The sequence below is a fragment of the Butyrivibrio sp. Su6 genome (assembly GCF_900108105.1).
Classification (GTDB): domain Bacteria; phylum Bacillota; class Clostridia; order Lachnospirales; family Lachnospiraceae; genus Butyrivibrio.
Genome location: NZ_FNUR01000006.1, coordinates 78,568 through 96,964 on the forward strand (window position 1 = coordinate 78,568; position 18,397 = coordinate 96,964).

Below are 18,397 nucleotides of genomic sequence, written 5' to 3' on the forward strand. Positions count from 1 at the left end.
ATAATAAAATATTGAGATGAATACTAATGGTAAAGATGACAATTTAAGAAGCACTTTTGTCACCGCCTCAGGGAGACGGTTTATTTCTGATGCTCCAAAAGAGTACCATTACACTTCATTTGAGACCAAGAAACTTCTAAAGGCATATTCGCCTGAAAGCGCTTCACCTGCTATGTACAAAAAGACTGCGCTGGTTGAACTTGAACCTCATGTTTCCTATAACAGGGACAAGATGCAGCTTAGTTTTAACATTTTAAGTGCAGGTGGAATAAGCTATGTATTAAAAGATATTTCGGATTTCGTTACTGCTGTGGCTGAAAGAGAGACTGTAAGCTATGGCAAGCATCTTACTTTTACCCATGACATGGCAGCATTTTCAGATAAAACTCAGAGGATAATTGAGTTTTTAAATGATTATTTCAGAGAAAAAAATGCATCCTTGTATCCATATGGTAAAGGGCACAGCAAGCAGATCGAACTGTCCGGAGTCCAGATAGATGAGTTCATGAATTCTGTCGACGAACTCTATTTTGTGAATGCGGATTTCAGAGCGCATTTCACAGAAGAAAGGCTCCTTCAAAAAGCCATAGTATTCCCTGAAATTGATCTAAATATCGAGAAGACTGCAACCGGAGTAAATTTTGAGACCAGCTCTTTTACCATGTTTGAAGGGCACTCCAATATTTATTTTGAGAGGCGCAAAAAGATTCATGTGATTCCCAGAAAGGATGTGGCGCAGATCCTGCCGTTTTTAAACTTCCTTTCTGCCAGAAGAACAGACAATGAGCTGTTTATCGCGGAAAAAGATCTGACGCTTTTTACTACAGGTCTTTTACCGGTTCTTCAGGAATATATGAACGTGAGTTTTGATGGATTTGATCCATCAAGATATTCCCCTGATGTGCCTAAGTTCAGGATATATGTGGATATGCCGGATCATCTCACCATTTCCTGTGATGTTCAGGCAGTATATAATTCCGATACCATAAATGAAGAGATATATCATATATTTGCGACAGATTATCCGGAAAGCGCTGCAGACAAGGAATCAGAAAAAGAAATAAAGATAAAAAGAGACCTTTATCAGGAAAATCAGACAGCAAGGAGTATAAGCCCCTTCTTTGATGAACTTGATAGTAAAAAGGGCCTTCTTTTGCTAAAGGCTGATGATTACAGCGAAGATAAAATATATGTCTTTTTGACTGAGAGCCTTCCGCAGCTTGAAAGGCTCTGCGAGGTATATCTTTCTGATGCCATCCACAAGATAAATATAAAAGCTGCGCCAAAGGTGAATTTCGGTGTTTCTTTTGTTTCAGATCTATTGGAAGTATCTATAAATCCGGAGGATATTTCGGTAAAAGAACTGGATGAGATACTTCATAAGTATGATAGAAAGCGAAAATTCTTTAAACTAAAAAACGGAGATGTAATTGACCTTGCCAGCAAGGAAATGGGAGTTATTTATTCTCTTTCCGACGGTCTTATGCTATCCAAAAAGGATCTTGAGGAGGGACATGTTGCTGTCCCCAGGTTCAGGGCGTTGTTTTTGGAGGACCTCTCAGATCAGAGCAGAGATTTTGACTATAACTATATCAGTAAGAGCAGGGATTTTAAGGACCTCGTAAATTCTTTTGCCGGTGATTATGAAAAAGAATTTACGGTACCTGAAAGCCTTAAGGGGGTACTTAGAGACTATCAAAAGACAGGATTTTTCTGGCTTAAGGCCTTAAAGAGAAATGCCTTTGGCGGAATACTTGCCGATGATATGGGACTTGGAAAGACTCTGCAGATATTGTCACTTCTTTTGTCCATAAAAGAAGACAATGAAAAGAACGGCGACAAACATCGCTGCAGCCTCATAGTGTGCCCGGCATCCCTTGTCTATAACTGGCAGCATGAGATACATAAATTTACGCCTCAGTTAAAGTGTGAGCTTGCAGTAGGAATAAAGCCTGACAGGGAGAGGGTTACATCTGAGATTGATGAAGAAAAAACTGATATTATCATAACTTCCTATGACCTTCTAAGACGTGACGCAGAGCTTTATAAATATCTGTCGTTTGAGTGCATGATAATTGATGAGGCTCAGTTCATCAAAAATCCAACCACTCAGGTGGCAAAGGCTGTAAAAGGCATAAAGGCGTCATTTAAGGCGGCGCTTACCGGAACTCCTATCGAGAACAGATTGAGTGAGCTTTGGAGCATTTTTGATTACTGCATGCCGGGATATCTTTTTAACTATAAGAGCTTTAAGGAGCGCATTGAGATTCCGGTTACAGTTGATGGCGACAACGAAGAGATGGAACATCTAAAGAGGATGATTTCCCCATTTGTTTTAAGGCGCCTTAAAAAGGACGTGCTGAAAGACCTTCCGGATAAGCTTGAGGAGACAATTGTTGCTCAGATGACAAAGCCTCAGGAAGAGCTCTACAGAGCCCATGTTCAGAGGGTGAAGCTTTTAGTTAATTCTAAAGATGAAAAAGAGGTTACAAGAGACAGGATTGCGATTTTGGCTGAGCTTACAAGACTCAGGCAGCTATGCTGCGACCCGGGACTTATCTATGACAACTACGATGGCGGTGCAGCTAAAGTGGATCTTGTGATCGAGATGATAAAGAGTGCGGCAGAAAGTGGGCACAAGGTACTTTTATTCTCACAGTTCACTTCCATGCTTGACAGACTGGTGCAGAGACTTTCAAAAGAGGATATAAAGCATTATCTTTTGACGGGATCGACTAAAAAAGAAGACAGAATAAAGATGGTTGATGCCTTCCAGGAAGATGATACTCCTGTGTTCTGTATATCGCTGAAGGCGGGCGGAACGGGACTTAATCTCACAGCAGCCGATATAGTTATCCACTATGACCACTGGTGGAATGTGGCAGTTCAGAATCAGGCCACGGACAGAGCCCATAGAATAGGGCAAAAGAATGTAGTCACAGTCTATAAGCTTGTGATGAAGGACACCATCGAAGAGCGAATCATAAATCTTCAGAACAGAAAGAAGGAACTTGCCGACCAGCTCCTTAATTCTGACGCTTTGAGTACGCCAAAACTTTCAAAAGAAGAGCTTCTTGAATTGCTTGGATGAAGGGCAATACATTAAATATAGATTAAATTGTTCTGATCTAAATTTTACTTTTTTTTATTAATGGCATATGTGGTATTGAGTTATAATATAATTACTTTTTAGAGAAAAAATGTTTTTATATTAAGTAATCAAAAGCAGGAGGGGATATCGATGTCAGGAAGAGAAGACCTTATAAATCAGCTTGCAGCAAGTATGGGCGCTGGGGATTTTGCTCAGACCAAATATAAAGAATCAAAATATGATGCCCAGACAGGAACGCTGTATTGCGATGGAATAATGATCACAAAGCCTGTCATTGAGAAGGCTGAGCAGCATTTTAAAACTCTTAAGTCTAAATGTAGCTACAATGACCCTGCTTCCCGTGAGATGGCTATGATCTATCAGGTCGCCATTGAAGGGATCAACATGATCAGAAACAGTGGCCAGCAGACAATGAAGGAAGACAGAAGCGGAGAGTAATTGTTTTTTGTGGGGGAACGCATTAGATACATGACTAGATTTAGACTACTCGTGGGGATTGCTTTATTCATAGCAGTAATAGGGGTGTGCCTTTTGCTTTTTAATACAAGGCAGGCGGATGAACTGGTGGCACAGGAACGACTTGTTGTGGTTTCACCCCATCCTACGGAATTCATTATCCCTCTTGTTCAGGAATTTGAGAATGAGACCGGGATTTCTGTTGAAATAATCAGTAGCGGCACTTCAGCTGCAATTTCAGATATTATTTCCGGAGATGATATAGACCTTCTTTGGGGAGGGTCTATTCTTTCTGTGGGCCCGTATAAAGAGCTCTTTTACGCCTATAATACCCTGAATAAAACTGTGTTTTCTGAAGAGTGTAAGAACGTAAGCGATGAGTTTACGTGTTTTTCTGATGTTCCAAGCATTATCATGGTTAATAATGACATTATTGGAGATATAGAAGTTAATGGTTACGAAGATCTGCTGGATGAAAGACTTAAAGGGAAAATAGCCTTTGCAAATCCCTATAAATCCTCATCTTCATTTGAACAGCTGGTAAATATGCTCTATGCCATGGGAAATGGAGATCCTGATGAAGGCTGGGACTATGTTAAAAAACTGATCGGACAGCTTGATGGAAATATGCTTGATAGCTCCTCAGAGGTGTACAAAGGAGTTGCCGATGGAAGGTTCCTGGTGGGGCTTACTTTTGAAGAAGCTGCAGTAACTATGCTGAAAAGTGGAAAGCATATAGGGATCATATACATGAAAGAGGGCGTAGTTTCAACGCCTGATGGAATATACATAAATAAGAATTCAAAAAGAATTGAACAGGCAAAGAGGCTTGTTGATTTTCTTACATCAAAAGATGCCCAGATGTTCATGGCCAAGAATCTGGGAAGACGCTCTGTCCGCAAGGATGTAGAGCCATCAAACATGGTAATATCCTATGATGAGATGAAAAAGATAACTGTGGACAAAGAGAAGGTTATCGCAAATAAAGACAAATGGACAGATAAGTTTTTAGAGCTTTATGAGGAGGCTGCGAATGAGTAAGAATGTAGGCTCCTTTCAGGAAAACATAAGAAAGACTTTCATAAGATTCTCCATTGCTCCTGTAGCGGCTATAGTAATGGCTGTTTTTGTCCTGTTTGCAATAGTATGGATAAATTTCATGGAGGATTCCAATAAATCCGATAACGCTGCATCATGTAACGAGATAAAAAGAATCATGAATATCTACTATGAAATGATGGATGATGTCAGTGATATCCTTTTGCCAGAGACTAATGACAATAACTCATTGGAGATTATTATAGATAGCGCTGACGCTGCAAAAGTGACACTTCCGGTTGATGAGATATTTTCTGCGCTCTATAACAGGACCGCTCCTTTCGGTGATATCGGAAATCTTATTATCCTCTCGGGTGACAGAAAAGTTCTTTTCTCAAGTAAAAAGAATACGCCTAAGTTCTTGATCGCTGAAGAATACGCTAATTGGGGTGTTTGGAAAAGTATAAAGACGAATGAAGGGAAAACTGCAACAGTTTTATACGGTAAAAATCTCTGCATAGGAAAAGGTGTTTATGAAGGAAATACCTTGAAATATGCTATTTGCTATATTGTCCCAAATGAAGTTATTTCAGGTGCCATAGTTGTTCAGGACAGATTTGTTATTTTAACTGACAATAGTGGATGGGTTTACGCCAGCAACACCAAGATGATGCAGGATGCGTATGGCCAGATAGACAGCTCTTTTTACAATAAAACAGGGTATGTGAGGCAGTCCGGAAAACTGTACTACGCCTTTTCAAATAAGACTGACAAAGGCCTTGTGCTCTACACGATCAATGATATTTCAAGGAGCATTGAGCTTATCTGGGTAATGGTTGCCATAGTAATAATTATTTTTATTGCCATTGCTCTTATTACCATACGCAGTACATCCAAGAGCTCAAAGGAGTACACAAAGGACATAAAGAAGATTGAAGATGCCTTTGAAGAAGTGCAGAACGGTAATTTTGATGTGAGCCTTGATATAGACAGCAGCACAGAGTTCATGGTAATTGGAAATGACTTTAACAAGATGCTTCAGGGTCTTAAGGATCAGATAGAGCAAAATAAAGAACTGGCAGAAAACGCTGCTTTTTCCCAGGTTAAGCAGCTTGAAAGTCAGTTTAATCCGCATTTTCTTTTTAATACTTTGGATAATATCAGATTCATGGCAAAGATTGATGCAGCAGCTGCCGACAAGATGATCGTTTCTTTGTCAGGTCTTTTACGCTATAGTATCAGGGAAGTCCGTGAAGAAGTTACGGTAAAAGAAGACCTGGATAACCTCCAGTATTATCTGAATATCCTGCAGATAAGGTTCAACAAGCGTTTTGCATATAAGTTGGATGTGGCAGAGGATATAATGGAATGCCTTATCCCAAAGCTTCTCATACAGCCGCTTTTGGAGAATGCGGTTAAATACGGCTTTGGAACAAAGGAAAAGCTGTGCGTCAGTATCAGGGGCTATCAGATGCAGGAGATGCTGGTGTTTATATGTGAAGATGACGGCGCGGGAATAGAAGAAAAGCAGCTAAAAGAAATCCGGGATAATCTAAAGGAAGACAGCAATACAACCATGCATTACGGCCTTTACAATATCCACCGAAGGATACGTCTTATGTATAAAGGTGATTACGGCCTTGATATCTCTAGTGTTAAGGATAAGGGAACAATAGTAAGGCTCACTATTCCAAAGCACATCTGATGATAGGGGAAGGCTTTTGGCGGAGTAAAAAACACAGAATGAGGGATTATGTACAGAGTATTGATTGTTGAGGATGAAGATATCATAAGAAAAGGCATAGCCTACACCATGGACTGGGTAGGAATGGGATGTACAATAGTCGGCGAAGCTGCAAATGGCAGAGAAGGGCTCGATAAGATAAAAGAACTTTCGCCAGACATAGTGCTTGTTGATATCATGATGCCTGTAATGGATGGCATTGAGATGATAAGAAGGGCAGGGGAGGATGATAATATAAGTGACCTTAAAACAATCATTCTTACCAGCTACGCAGATTTTGATTATGCCAAAAAGGCTATAAATCTCGGAGTTTCTGCCTATCTTATGAAACCTGTAGATGAAGAGGAACTAAAGGTCAGCGTAGCCAAAGTAATCTCTGAAATAGAAAAAGAGCATCGCCTTGAACAGATAGAGCAAAAGAGTTCAGATGTATTCATAAAAACTGACAAGGAAAATGATTATATCCAGCAGATCCTTGATGAAACCAAACTTCACTATTCAGAAAAGATAAGCATAGAAATTTTCTCCGACAAATTTGGAGTATCTTCAAGCTATCTGTCTCGCAAATTCAAGGAATCCACAGGAACCAGCTATCTTGATTTCCTGAATAAATACCGGGTCCAGCTGGCAGTAAAGCTTCTTGAAACCGGTAAATACAAAGTATACGAAGTATCCGACCTTACGGGTTTTTCCGACTACAAACACTTCAATACAGTATTCAAGCGCTACACTGGCTCTTCGCCTTCAGAGTTTGTGAAGTGATACATGGGGACGGGCATCATTTATTGTGCTGCTTTATCTCGTTTTTGTTTTTGTACATTTCTTTGTCAGCACGCTCAAAAATCTGGGATAGTGTTTTGTCACCTTTCGTATATTTAGAGAGACCGGCTGCAACAACAACGTCCCCCTTGTACTGATTTTTGATGTTGTGCTTTTTTAGTTTGGTCATTATAGATGAACTGTTAAGGTAGTCCAGACCTTGGATTATTGCTACGAATTCATCACCACCAATTCTAAATACAGGGCTGTGCTTGAAAAAGCTACAAATGGTCGAGCAGCCTTTTTGGATGTATTCGTCACCGGCCTGATGACCTAAAGTATCATTTACCTGTTTGAGACCATTTAAGTCAAATACAGCCAGGGCAAAATCCTCGACGGTACCATCTGAGATCATTTTATTCATCATGAGCTCAGTTTCGACATATGCATGTTTGTTCTTTACGCCTGTTAGCTCATCAATGATGGCCTTGTTCTCTGCAGCGTAGAGGTTTTCGTTGTATTCCTGTTCGCGTCTTACAATTTCGTCAATATCAAGAATGCCAACGATAAGTTTTTCATCATCCGCCTTGTTATCCATAACAGCTCTGAGGGAAACGTATATAAATGAATTGCCATATATAAGTCTGTGATGGTGTTCAAAAACACCGGCAGACCGTACATGTTTCATCACCTTTTCTTTGGTAAAAGCAGATAACATGCCATCCACATCATCCGGATAGACAACTTTAGGAGTGATTTTTATCATATCCCCAAAGAAATCATCACCCTCTTCAGGAAGTTCTGTGGCAACACGTTTGTTACTGGGGATATATTTATTATAGTGACCTGTAACAGGATCAACAGAGAAAATATATATGTAATTGCCTGATAGAGCGCCAATCCTGGAGTATATTATTTCTTCTTCCTTTGCATGCTCAAGTAATTCGCGGGCCTTTATCTGCGCATCCACATTGTTAATGCCGATAATTACATGGTTTCCTTTTCCCTTAACTTTTACCGCTTTAACAGTGACAAAGGTCGGGACACCCTTAATAAGCATTCTTGTAACAACGGAATATATTCCACTCTTTTCAAGTTCGCTTGCTACTATTTCTTTTGTGAACAATTTTTTGAACTGTTCTTTATCCTCTTCAATGATCGGAGGATCAATGTTGTCCTTGTCCAGGTCAAAGAAATTAGAACCTTTTCTTTCAAAAGATATATCGCGACTCTCGCCATGGGAAGAATACTCGGTGAAAGAATCATTATCCATATCCACAAAGAACAGTGTTATATAATCCTCGCTGAGTGCTCTTGCAATGTAGTTGTAAGTCAGTGAGTCCTTACTGTCGGGCTCAGAAACAGACAAAATTACTGTGGCAACAGCTGCGTCACCGGTAACAGGATTTACTGCAATCCTGAACATGAGCAGCTGAACGATTCTTCCGTCATTCATTCTGTCATCGATTATCACTCTTCTTCCATCCGCTGCGCACTGCCTGGCGGCATTAAAAGAGTAGTAACCAACTCCCGGATTTATTGAAGAGTAGTCAATCTCATTTATTTCTTTGAACTCAGGAAATTTTTTTAATATAAAATTTCGAAAGCTCTTATTGCATCTGACAAATGTTGCTTTATCCTTACCCATGGAAAAAATTACCATAGGAGTAGCATCGAAATAATCGGAAAGGGGCTTGTCATCATTCTGAGAAAGTGACAGGTCATAAAGGTTTATTTTTCCTACCTGTTCAAAGTAAGAGGACTCTTCGGGATTCTCAAAACCGATCTGTATGCCTTTTTCATTTCTTTCGACAATCTCTGCCAGTGATACCGGGTGAATGTAGTAGTAGCCCTGAAGCTTGGTGCATCCTATCTCTGTCAGAAAGTCTGCCTGTTCTTTTGTTTCAATTCCCTCAGCAACAGTATCTGTTCCAAGTGAAAGTGCAGTCTTTACAACTTCGGTGAGAAGTATCTGCCCGGCCTCATCCTTGCCGATAAGGTGAGTAAAAGCATCATTTATCTTAAGAAGATCAAAATGAATCTTTAAAAGGATCAAAAGAGAAGCATAGCCACTTCCATAGTTATCCATCCATACTTTGATTCCGGCTGACCTGAAGCGCTCAATTATATCCTTGTAATAATCCATGTCTGAGGAAATATCTTTTTCAGACAGTTCGATACACAGCTTTTCTCTAGGGAGTCCTGACTTGTCGATAAGCTTTGTAATCTCAGTTACCATATCACAGCATTTAAAATCAGTCCCAGACAGATTTACTGATTCGGGAACTATAAAAAGATCATGGGAAGCCTGGCCTTTTAGCTTCTTTAATACCCTGTCCACCATATAGAGATCAAGTTTATAGGTCAGATTATGTTTTTCAAGTATAGGGACAAAAAGAGAAGCTGAATAGACATCACCGTCAGGTGTTTCCCACCGTGCGAAGGCTTCTTCATCGGAAACTCTGCCGTTTGCAGCACGAATCAAGGGCTGATGGTAAGCTTTTATCCATTCTTCTTCCAAAGCCCTGTCCAGGTTATTCAAAATGTATTTTTCAAAATCAGAATTAATAGCTTTACTTGAGCCCAAAGTTGGCCTCCCGAGAATTTTGAAAAATAAAGTGTGACACAATACCAATTTAATTTTATCACAAAAATGACAATAACACAGAAAAAATTGGTTCAGAAAATCGGATATAAAAACAGAAATTTAGGTATAGAGGAAATCTTAAATGTTTTATGCTTTTTTTATCAAATGTTTATTTCATTTGGAAAGGAGAAGGAAAATGAAAAAGAAATTAGCGTTGGTATTGGCAGGACTTATGACGTTAGGCCTGATAGGCTGTGGCTCTCAGAGTCAGCCTGCAGCTACAGAGACTCCTGCAGCTGAGACTAAGACTGAGGAGACAGCTCCTGCAGAGACACAGGCAGAAGCACCTGCAGAAGAGGCAGGTGGTCTTGATGCGATCATTGAAGCTGCAAAAGCAGAGGGGGAACTTATTGTCTACGGTTCTTGTGAGGAAGAATATTTAGCAGCTGCATGTGAACATTTCCAGGAGCTTTATGGAATCAAAGTTCAGTATCAGAGATTATCAACAGGTGAAGTACAAAGTAAGATCGAAGAGGAAAACGGAAATCCTTCAGGAGATGTATGGTTCGGAGGAACAACAGACCCTTATAACGTAGCAGCTTCAGAAGGACTTTTAGAGCCATATGAGGCACAAAATGCAAGTCATCTTTTGAGTGATAAGTACCGCGATGCTCAGGGTCAGTGGTATGGAATCTACAAAGGAATCCTTGGCTTCATGGTAAACAAGGATGAGCTTTCACGTATGGGCATTGATGAGCCCGCTGATTGGAAGGACCTTCTTGATGAGAAGTACAAAGGCCTTATCTGGCTTTCAAACTACAATACAGCAGGAACAGCAAAGCTTGTTATCAATACTATGATCCAGAAATATGGACATGACGAAGGTATTCAGTATCTTGTTGATCTTGATAAGAATATCGAAGTTTATACAAAGTCAGGTTCAGGCCCATCAAAGAATGTTGGTACAGGTGAGTGCGTTGTAGGTATTGGTTTCCTTCACGATGGAATCACTCAGATAGTTGACAACGGATATGGCAATGTAGGACTTATCATTCCTTCATCAGGAACATCCTTCGAAGTTGGTGCAACTGCAATATTTAAGGGATGCGCACATCCTAATGCTGCAAAGCTTTGGATTGAATATGCCCTTAGCCCTGACTGCGTAGAACTTGCTGCACAGAACGGCTCATATCAGTTCCTCGTAATTGATAATGCAAAACAGCCTGAAGTAGCAGCAGAGTTTGGCCTTGATCCTGAAAATGTTATGGATTACGACTTTGAAGATGCTAAACAGAATACAACTACTTATGTAGAAGAAGTTATGACTGCACTTGGAAGTGCTGCAGACGATCGTTTCAAGACAGAATAATGTGTTTATTTGGGGCGGATGTCATACATCCGCTCCAATTTGTTATAACAAGGAGGACATAACAATGGCAAAAAGTCAAAGTGCCAGCCTTGACAGGAAAAAGCTTATGGCGGACCCAATTATGGTCTCAACCATCGTGCTTTTGATTGTTTTTTTGACTGTATTTATTTTGTATCCGCTGGCAATACTGTTGGTGGATAGCTTTATTTCTGAATCGGGATTTACCTTAGACACATTTAAAAGAGTTATGGAACTGGCAAATTTTAGAAGGGCCATAACCAATACTTTAAAAGTAGGATTTTTGGTGGGCATTGCATCTGCCCTTATCGGACTTTTATTTGCATATGTGGAGGTCTACGTAAAGCTCCGCACAAAATTCATGGAAGGACTCTTTAAGGTGGTATCAATGCTTCCTGTTGTTTCACCGCCATTTGTTCTTTCACTTTCAATGATCATGCTTTTTGGAAAAGCAGGAATTATAACACGATTTCTTTTGAAAATATATGACAACAGCGTGTATGGCTTTTGGGGAATTGCTATAGTACAGACGCTTACCTTTTTCCCTGTCTGCTATATGATGCTGAAAGGTCTTTTGAAAAATATCGATCCATCCCTGGAAGAAGCTGCAAGAGACATGGGAGCATCAAGATTTAAGGTATTTATGACAGTGACACTGCCACTTATCCTTCCGGGTCTTGGAAATGCATTTTTAGTAACATTCATTGAGTCTATAGCAGATTTTGCCAACCCAATGATCATCGGCGGATCATATGATACTCTTGCAACAACCATATATCTTCAGATAACAGGTGCATATGATAAGCAGGGAGCTGCAGCGATGGCGGTAGTTCTTTTGGCAATAACACTTGTAATGTTCATCGTTCAGAAGTATTACCTTGAGGCTAAAAGTACCGCTACACTCTCAGGAAAGGCTTCGAGAGAAAGAATGCTCATCACTGATAAGAGTGTGACGGTTCCTTTGACGATTCTCTGCTCAGCGCTGGCAATCTTCGTTATCATCATGTACATCTGTGTTCCTTTCGGAGCAATGTTCCGTACATGGGGATATGATTTCCACCTGACATTTAAGTGGTTTGGACTTGTCTTTAGCAAGTATAAGGGCCTTAAGGCCTTTAAGGACAGCTTTATCCTGTCACTTATTTCTGCGCCGATCACAGCTCTTTTGTCCATGATCATTTCTTATCTTGTTGTAAAAAGAAAATTCAAGGCAAAGGGCTTTATCGAAGCTGTTTCAATGCTTGCCATGGCTGTACCAGGTACTGTTCTTGGTATTGGATACATAAGAGGCTTCTCCGGGGGCCTTTTTGGAACCGGAATCCTTCAGGGACTTTACGGAACAGGTGCTATTCTTGTTATCGTATTTATTGTTCGTAGTCTTCCAACAGGAACGCGAAGCGGAATATCAGCCCTTCGCCAGATTGACAAGAGCATAGAAGAATCGGCTTATGACATGGGAGCAGACAGCTTCAAAGTATTTATGACTGTTACGCTTCCACTTATCAAGGATAGTTTCCTTAGCGGCTTTGTTACATCATTTGTCCGTAGTATTACAGCTATCAGTGCGATCATACTTCTTGTTACACCGTCTTATCTGCTTATTACGGTTCAGATCAATGAGTTTGCAGAAAAAGGATCTTATGGCATCGCCTGTGCTTTCGCCACAATTCTTATCTGCATAACCTATGGAGCTGTTTTGATAATGAATATGATCATCAAACGATTTGGAACAAGTAAAAGAGTGATGGAATGAAACCTGGGGACGGGGTTCGTGGTCCATTTTTCGAAAACATAGATGGAGAGGAATATTATGGCAAAAGAGAAAAAAGGCGTACGCCTTGAACATATTTCAAAAATTTATAAAGACCCAAAGACCGGAAAAGATTTCTATGCAGTAAAGGATGCAAATATAGAGATAGAACCTGGAAGCTTTGTGACACTGCTTGGACCTTCAGGCTGTGGAAAAACTACAACCCTTCGAATGATCGCAGGATTTGAGAGCCCGGATGAGGGAGAAATCTATCTTGGAAATGAGGCTATAAATGCCTTGACACCTAACAAGAGAGATACTGCAATGGTTTTCCAAAGCTATGCGCTTCTTCCTCACTACAACATTTTTGACAACGTAGCTTATGGACTTAAGCTTCGCAAGATGGATAAAGATGTTATAAAGAAAAAAGTTACTGACATATTGGCGCTTGTTGGACTCGAAGGTATGGAAAACCGAATGACAAATCAGCTTTCAGGTGGACAGCAGCAGAGAGTTGCCCTTGCAAGAGCACTTGTTATTGAACCGGGAGTTCTTTTGTTTGATGAGCCATTATCAAACCTTGACGCCAAGCTTCGTGTATCCATGCGTACTGAAATCCGCAGGATCCAGCAGGAAGCAGGAATTACCGCTATCTATGTAACTCATGACCAGAGTGAGGCCATGGCTATATCTGATAAAGTAATCATTATGAACAAAGGCCTTGTTGAGCAGATATCAACTCCTCAGGAGGCTTACTACTACCCAAATAACAAGTTTGTAGCTGATTTCATCGGCGAAGCTAATTTCATGAGTGCCACCGTGAAAGCACAGGATACAGTTGTTATTGATGGAGCAGAAGTCAAGTGCGCAACAGGAAATATGGAGATCGGAGCATCCTGCAGTGTTGTTCTTAGACCTGAAGGAGCATATCTTGGCGATACAGGTGCTATTAAAGGAAAAGTTATGTATTCCTGCTTTATGGGCGCATACCAGGATTATCACATCCAGGTTGCTGATGCTCTTGTTAAGATCCAGGAGTACAACCCAAAGAACCGCAAGATCTACAATGTTGGCGATGAGGCTTTTCTTAACTTCCAGGAAAACACACTTTACGCACTGTAAAACAAAAAGTGAGAGTTATTATTATAAATACAGCAAGGAATGAAATAGATTCTGTCATTCCCTGAATGTATTATAATAACTATCACAATATCTTTTGGATATTATTTTATGGGGAATGGAGTGAGTTTTATGAACGGAATGACGATGCTTGAGTTTTTAGAAGGAACCAGTGATATTGCTGTAGCAATAAGGCTTATTCTGGCAACGCTCTTTGGATGCCTTGTGGGTTGGGAGAGAGTAGTCAAAAGACATAGCGCGGGTATTAAGACTTTTGCGCTTGTGAGCCTTGGAAGTGCTGTTACCACGGCGCTTAATATTTACCTGGCTATGCTTCCGGGGCTTTCGGCTGATACCAGCAGAATCCCTGCAGGCGTTGTAAGCGGAATCGGCTTTTTGGGAGCTGGAACTATCCTTGTTACAGGCCGAAAGCAGATCAAGGGACTTACCACTGCGGCAACCCTTTGGGTAACAGCCTGTATGGGAATGGCCATTGGCGGCGGATACCTGGTAGTTGGCACTGTCTGCTTCATACTGATAATGATAGCTAACGTTATCCTTATGCAGCTTAGTAAAGTGGTTGAAGAATACAGCAAGTACTTAAGTCTTTACATCGAGGTCAATAAGAATGCAGGTGTAAAAAAGCTGTCGAAATGGATATCAGATCAGGGCTTTGAAGTCAGCAGTATGACAAAGAGCAAAGAAAAGACTCTTCTTTCATCTGATGCTGCACTTATCGTAGATATCGATTTTGATAGAAAGAGATCCCATCGGGATGTTATAAATGCTCTGAATGAGCTTGATTTTGTAAGTTACGTGGAAGAAATCTGATCATCAGAATGTGGTTTTTGTGAGTGGGATAAGCGCTGGTAAAATAGCGGAATATCAGGAAAAGGCTGTGATTGACACAGCCTTTTTCATTTTGTAAAATAATAACGCATGCTCTTTTAAATAACATAATTATTTTACTGTTGGGGAGGGATACCATGTCCAGAAAAGCAACCATAACGCAAAAAGAAATCGTAAATGCGGCATTTAAGATCACAAGAAAAGAGGGCTTTGAGCAGATCACATCAAGAAAACTTGCTGCGCAGGCAGGATGCTCTACACAGCCTATTTTCCGTATCTACGAGAATATGGATGCACTTAAGATCGACGTTTATAATAAAGCGGCAGCATATTATGAAGATTACTACAATGACAGTGCAAAGACCCATGAGACACCATTCGTTGATCTCGGACTTGCTTACATTGGTTTTGCGCAGAAATATCCACATCTTTTCAGACTTCTTTTTCTCTCTGAAAAAGACAAGGATACAAAGAGTATGTATGATCTTGTAAATGGATCAGCTGAGAATGTTGTAAAGGAGATCAGCAAGGCTCAGAGCATGGGGGTAAAAAATGCACAGCAGCTGTTTATGCAGATGTGGGTATTTATCCACGGTGCGGGATGCATGGCTGTAACAGGTGATTTTGATCTTGATGAAGCTGCTTCAGTAGAGATGCTTGAGTCAGCTTATAAGGCATTTAGTCTATGAAGTTCGAAAATGATGTTGATGTTATCACCCGAATAAATGAATGCTATCCCAAAATGAGCAAAGGTAAGAAATCAATTGCGCTCTACATCTGCGATCACTATGAACAGGCAGTTTTTATGACAGCAGCAGAGGTTGGCAAGATTGTTGGCATGAGCGAATCTACGGTTGTAAGATTTGCCATGAGCCTTGGATATGATGGTTATCCTCAGTTCCAAAAGGCTCTTTCTGTCTGGGTTAGCGACAAATTTGGTTCAGTTGAGAAGGTTGGACGCAAGTTTGGGAAAAGCAGTGACGGAGAAATCCTGCAGACTATCCTTAGATCTGATATGTCCAACATTGAACAGACTATAAATAATATTGATGTTGCGGCATTTAAGACAGCGGTTGATATTATTTTAAAGGCTAAGACGGTTTATATCGTGGGACTTAGAAGCTGCGAGCCTTTGGCGGATTTTTTACATTTTTATCTGAATATTATCAGAGGCAACAACGTTCTTATAAAGACTACAAGTGTTTCTGAGATGTTCGAACAGATGATAAGGATCAACGACAGGGATTGTATAATAGGCATAAGCTTTCCAAGGTACTCCATGAGGACCTTAAAGTGCATGGAGTTTGCCAATGACAGAAATGCCAAGGTTATAACTATCACAGATTCTGTTCATTCACCAATGAATCTGTATTCTTCCTGCAATCTTTTGGCAAAGAGTGAGATGGCATCTATTGTTGACTCACTTGTGGCGCCCCTTAGCGTTATAAATGCTTTGGTTGTCGCTCTTTGCATGAGAAGGCCTGCTGATGTAAAGGCAGATCTTAAAATGTTAGAAGAGGCCTGGAACAATTATCAGGTATATTTAAACGATGAAATAGACTTTGCCTCTGATGCGCCTATGATAGGACTTCCGCTTCAGAACAGGCCTAAAGAGTCAGAGCAAGAGGATTTTTAATGAAGAAAATTGCAATAATTGGCTGCGGAGCAGCCGGTATGATGGCGGCGCTTTCTGCAGCTTCTGGCGGCAGCAGCGTCACTATTTTTGAAAAAAATGAAAAGCCCGGAAAAAAGATCTACATAACGGGAAAAGGCAGATGTAATGTGACAAATGCCTGTGCTGTAGAGGACTATTTTGGCTTTGTGCGCAGAAATGCACGATTTTTATACAGCGCTGTTTATGGTTTTGATAATAGTGCAGTTATGGACTTTTTTGAGAATAACAACTGTCATCTGAAGATAGAGAGAGGAGAGAGGGTTTTCCCTGTATCTGACCACTCTTCAGATATCATAAGGACCTTGTTTGATGCTGTAAAAAGGGCAGGAGTACAGGTGTTATTTGATACTACTGTTTTATCTGTTGAGGCATCGGGAGGAAAAGTGAGCGCAGTGACTTATTCATCAGGTGATGACCCGATCACAAGAGAAGAGTTTGACTCTGTGATCGTGTGCACCGGTGGAATGTCTTATCCTTCAACGGGTTCTACAGGAGATGGGTACAGATTTGCAAAAGACATGGGACACAGCATAGTTACGCCTGCTCCTTCACTTGTACCATTTGAGATAAAAGAAAGCTGGTGCAAGGACCTTCAGGGACTGTCACTTAAAAATGTCGGACTTAAGATGTTCACCATCGACAGCAGATCTGCCAAAAAGAGAAAGCCTGTCTATGACGGCTTTGGAGAGATGCTCTTTACCCACTTTGGAATCAGTGGTCCACTTGTTCTTACAGCAAGCTGCTATTATGATAAAGAAAAACAGTATGAGCTCTTCCTTGACTTAAAGCCCGCTCTTAATGAAGAACAGCTTGATAAAAGAGTTTTGAGGGATTTTGAGGAAGGCCTTAATAAGAGCTTTAAAAATATTTTGGGAGGTCTTTTCCCTTCAAAAATGATTCCTGTTATGATAAAGTTGTCAGGAATTGATCCTGAAAAGAAGGTTAACGAGATCACCAAAGAGGAAAGGCTTGCCTTTGTAAAGCTTATAAAGAGCGTTCCTATGACGATAACAGGAACAAGGGGCTTTAATGAAGCTATCATTACAAAGGGCGGAGTTAATGTAAAAGAGATAAATCCTTCCACTATGGAATCCAAGATTGTCGCAGGCCTTTACTTTGCAGGAGAAGTTATAGATGTAGATACCGAGACCGGAGGCTACAATCTTCAGGTTGCCTGGTCTACGGGACATCTTGCGGGCGAAAGCGCAGCAATGTAAGATATTTTTATAAGGAGTTTTTAGATTTATGAGTAAGCAGATTGCAATAGACGGACCTGCAGGAGCAGGAAAAAGCACAATAGCCAAAAAAGTGGCTGCTGAGCTTGGCTTTATCTATGTTGATACAGGAGCTATGTACAGAGCCATGGCTTTATATATGATAAAAAACGGTATCAGAGCTGATGAGCCGGAAAAGATAAGTGCTACCTGTGAAAGCGCCGATATTACTATCAGACACGAGAACGGAGAACAGGTTGTTTTATTAAACGGAGAAAATGTTAACGGTCTTATCAGAACAGAGGAAGTGGGAAATATGGCTTCCGCAAGCTCTGTAAACGGTGATGTCAGAAGAAAGCTTGTAGAGCTTCAGCAGAAGCTTGCAAGTGAAACTGATGTTGTAATGGATGGCCGTGATATTGGAACAGTAGTGCTTCCAAATGCTAATGTTAAGGTGTATCTTACAGCAAGCTCAAGAGTAAGAGCCGAGCGCAGATTTAAAGAACTCACTGCAAAGGGAGAAACTTGCGACATCGATGTGATCGAAAAAGATATTATTGAAAGAGATTACAGAGACATGCACAGGGAGATATCACCACTTAAACAGGCTGATGATGCGACACTGGTGGATTCTTCAGACATGACAATTGATGAAGTTGCAAAGACAATTGTTGACCTGTATAAAAATAATTAGGAAGGCATTAAGT

14 protein-coding genes are annotated in these 18,397 nt (G+C 40.6%); 13 read left to right on the forward strand and 1 reads right to left on the reverse strand.

Annotated elements, in window-relative coordinates; genetic code table 11:
* Positions 1–16 precede the first annotated feature (16 nt).
* The 5 genes from C4S54_RS08400 to C4S54_RS08420 all read left to right on the forward strand — a co-directional run bounded on the left by C4S54_RS08400 (position 17) and on the right by C4S54_RS08420 (position 7,112).
* Positions 17–3,091, forward strand: a complete 3,075-nt coding sequence (locus tag C4S54_RS08400) for a DEAD/DEAH box helicase (protein WP_103869129.1) — start codon at positions 17–19, stop codon at positions 3,089–3,091.
* Positions 3,092–3,241: 150 nt separating this feature from the next.
* A complete protein-coding gene (locus C4S54_RS08405; protein ID WP_103869130.1) occupies positions 3,242–3,550 on the forward strand; it encodes a hypothetical protein in 309 nt (102 codons plus the stop codon).
* Between the two features lie 30 nt (positions 3,551–3,580).
* On the forward strand, positions 3,581–4,609 hold the full coding sequence (locus C4S54_RS08410) for an extracellular solute-binding protein (protein ID WP_103869131.1): 1,029 nt from the start codon (positions 3,581–3,583) through the stop codon (positions 4,607–4,609).
* Positions 4,602–6,311, forward strand: coding sequence for a sensor histidine kinase (locus tag C4S54_RS08415; protein ID WP_160110730.1), 1,710 nt, complete (start codon positions 4,602–4,604; stop codon positions 6,309–6,311). The genes C4S54_RS08410 and C4S54_RS08415 overlap by 8 nt, the downstream gene beginning before the upstream one ends.
* Positions 6,312–6,359: 48 nt before the next feature.
* Positions 6,360–7,112 carry a response regulator transcription factor gene (locus C4S54_RS08420; protein ID WP_103869133.1) on the forward strand — a complete coding sequence of 251 codons (753 nt, stop codon included), beginning with the start codon at positions 6,360–6,362 and terminating at the stop codon, positions 7,110–7,112.
* Between the two features lie 16 nt (positions 7,113–7,128).
* Here the strand turns inward: C4S54_RS08420 and C4S54_RS08425 are convergent, their stop codons facing one another.
* On the reverse strand, positions 7,129–9,696 hold the full coding sequence (locus C4S54_RS08425) for a bifunctional diguanylate cyclase/phosphodiesterase (protein ID WP_146059975.1): 2,568 nt from the start codon (positions 9,694–9,696) through the stop codon (positions 7,129–7,131).
* 196 nt (positions 9,697–9,892) lie between these two features.
* Here C4S54_RS08425 and C4S54_RS08430 point away from each other — a divergent pair, with 196 nt between their 5' ends.
* The 8 genes from C4S54_RS08430 to cmk all read left to right on the forward strand — a co-directional run bounded on the left by C4S54_RS08430 (position 9,893) and on the right by cmk (position 18,384).
* Complete coding sequence (locus C4S54_RS08430) at positions 9,893–11,065, forward strand: ABC transporter substrate-binding protein (RefSeq protein WP_103869135.1); 1,173 nt, start codon at positions 9,893–9,895, stop codon at positions 11,063–11,065.
* A 64-nt stretch (positions 11,066–11,129) separates the two neighbouring features.
* Positions 11,130–12,836 carry an ABC transporter permease gene (locus C4S54_RS08435; RefSeq protein ID WP_103869136.1) on the forward strand — a complete coding sequence of 569 codons (1,707 nt, stop codon included), beginning with the start codon at positions 11,130–11,132 and terminating at the stop codon, positions 12,834–12,836.
* Between the two features lie 57 nt (positions 12,837–12,893).
* Positions 12,894–13,955 (forward strand): ABC transporter ATP-binding protein, encoded by a 1,062-nt coding sequence (locus C4S54_RS08440; RefSeq protein ID WP_103869137.1) that lies wholly within the window; start codon positions 12,894–12,896, stop codon positions 13,953–13,955.
* A gap of 129 nt (positions 13,956–14,084) precedes the next feature.
* The gene (locus C4S54_RS08445) at positions 14,085–14,783 is read left to right on the forward strand and encodes an MgtC/SapB family protein (protein WP_103869138.1); all 699 of its coding nucleotides are present in this window, start codon (positions 14,085–14,087) and stop codon (positions 14,781–14,783) included.
* A 155-nt stretch (positions 14,784–14,938) separates the two neighbouring features.
* Positions 14,939–15,490, forward strand: a complete 552-nt coding sequence (locus C4S54_RS08450) for a TetR/AcrR family transcriptional regulator (protein ID WP_103869139.1) — start codon at positions 14,939–14,941, stop codon at positions 15,488–15,490.
* Complete coding sequence (locus C4S54_RS08455; RefSeq protein ID WP_103869140.1) at positions 15,487–16,437, forward strand: MurR/RpiR family transcriptional regulator; 951 nt, start codon at positions 15,487–15,489, stop codon at positions 16,435–16,437. The genes C4S54_RS08450 and C4S54_RS08455 overlap by 4 nt, the downstream gene beginning before the upstream one ends.
* Positions 16,437–17,693: an NAD(P)/FAD-dependent oxidoreductase gene (locus C4S54_RS08460; RefSeq protein WP_103869141.1), complete on the forward strand. Its 1,257-nt coding sequence runs from the start codon at positions 16,437–16,439 to the stop codon at positions 17,691–17,693. The genes C4S54_RS08455 and C4S54_RS08460 overlap by 1 nt, the downstream gene beginning before the upstream one ends.
* A gap of 28 nt (positions 17,694–17,721) precedes the next feature.
* The gene (gene cmk / locus C4S54_RS08465; protein ID WP_103869142.1) at positions 17,722–18,384 is read left to right on the forward strand and encodes a (d)CMP kinase; all 663 of its coding nucleotides are present in this window, start codon (positions 17,722–17,724) and stop codon (positions 18,382–18,384) included.
* The last annotated feature ends 13 nt before the right edge of the window (positions 18,385–18,397 follow it).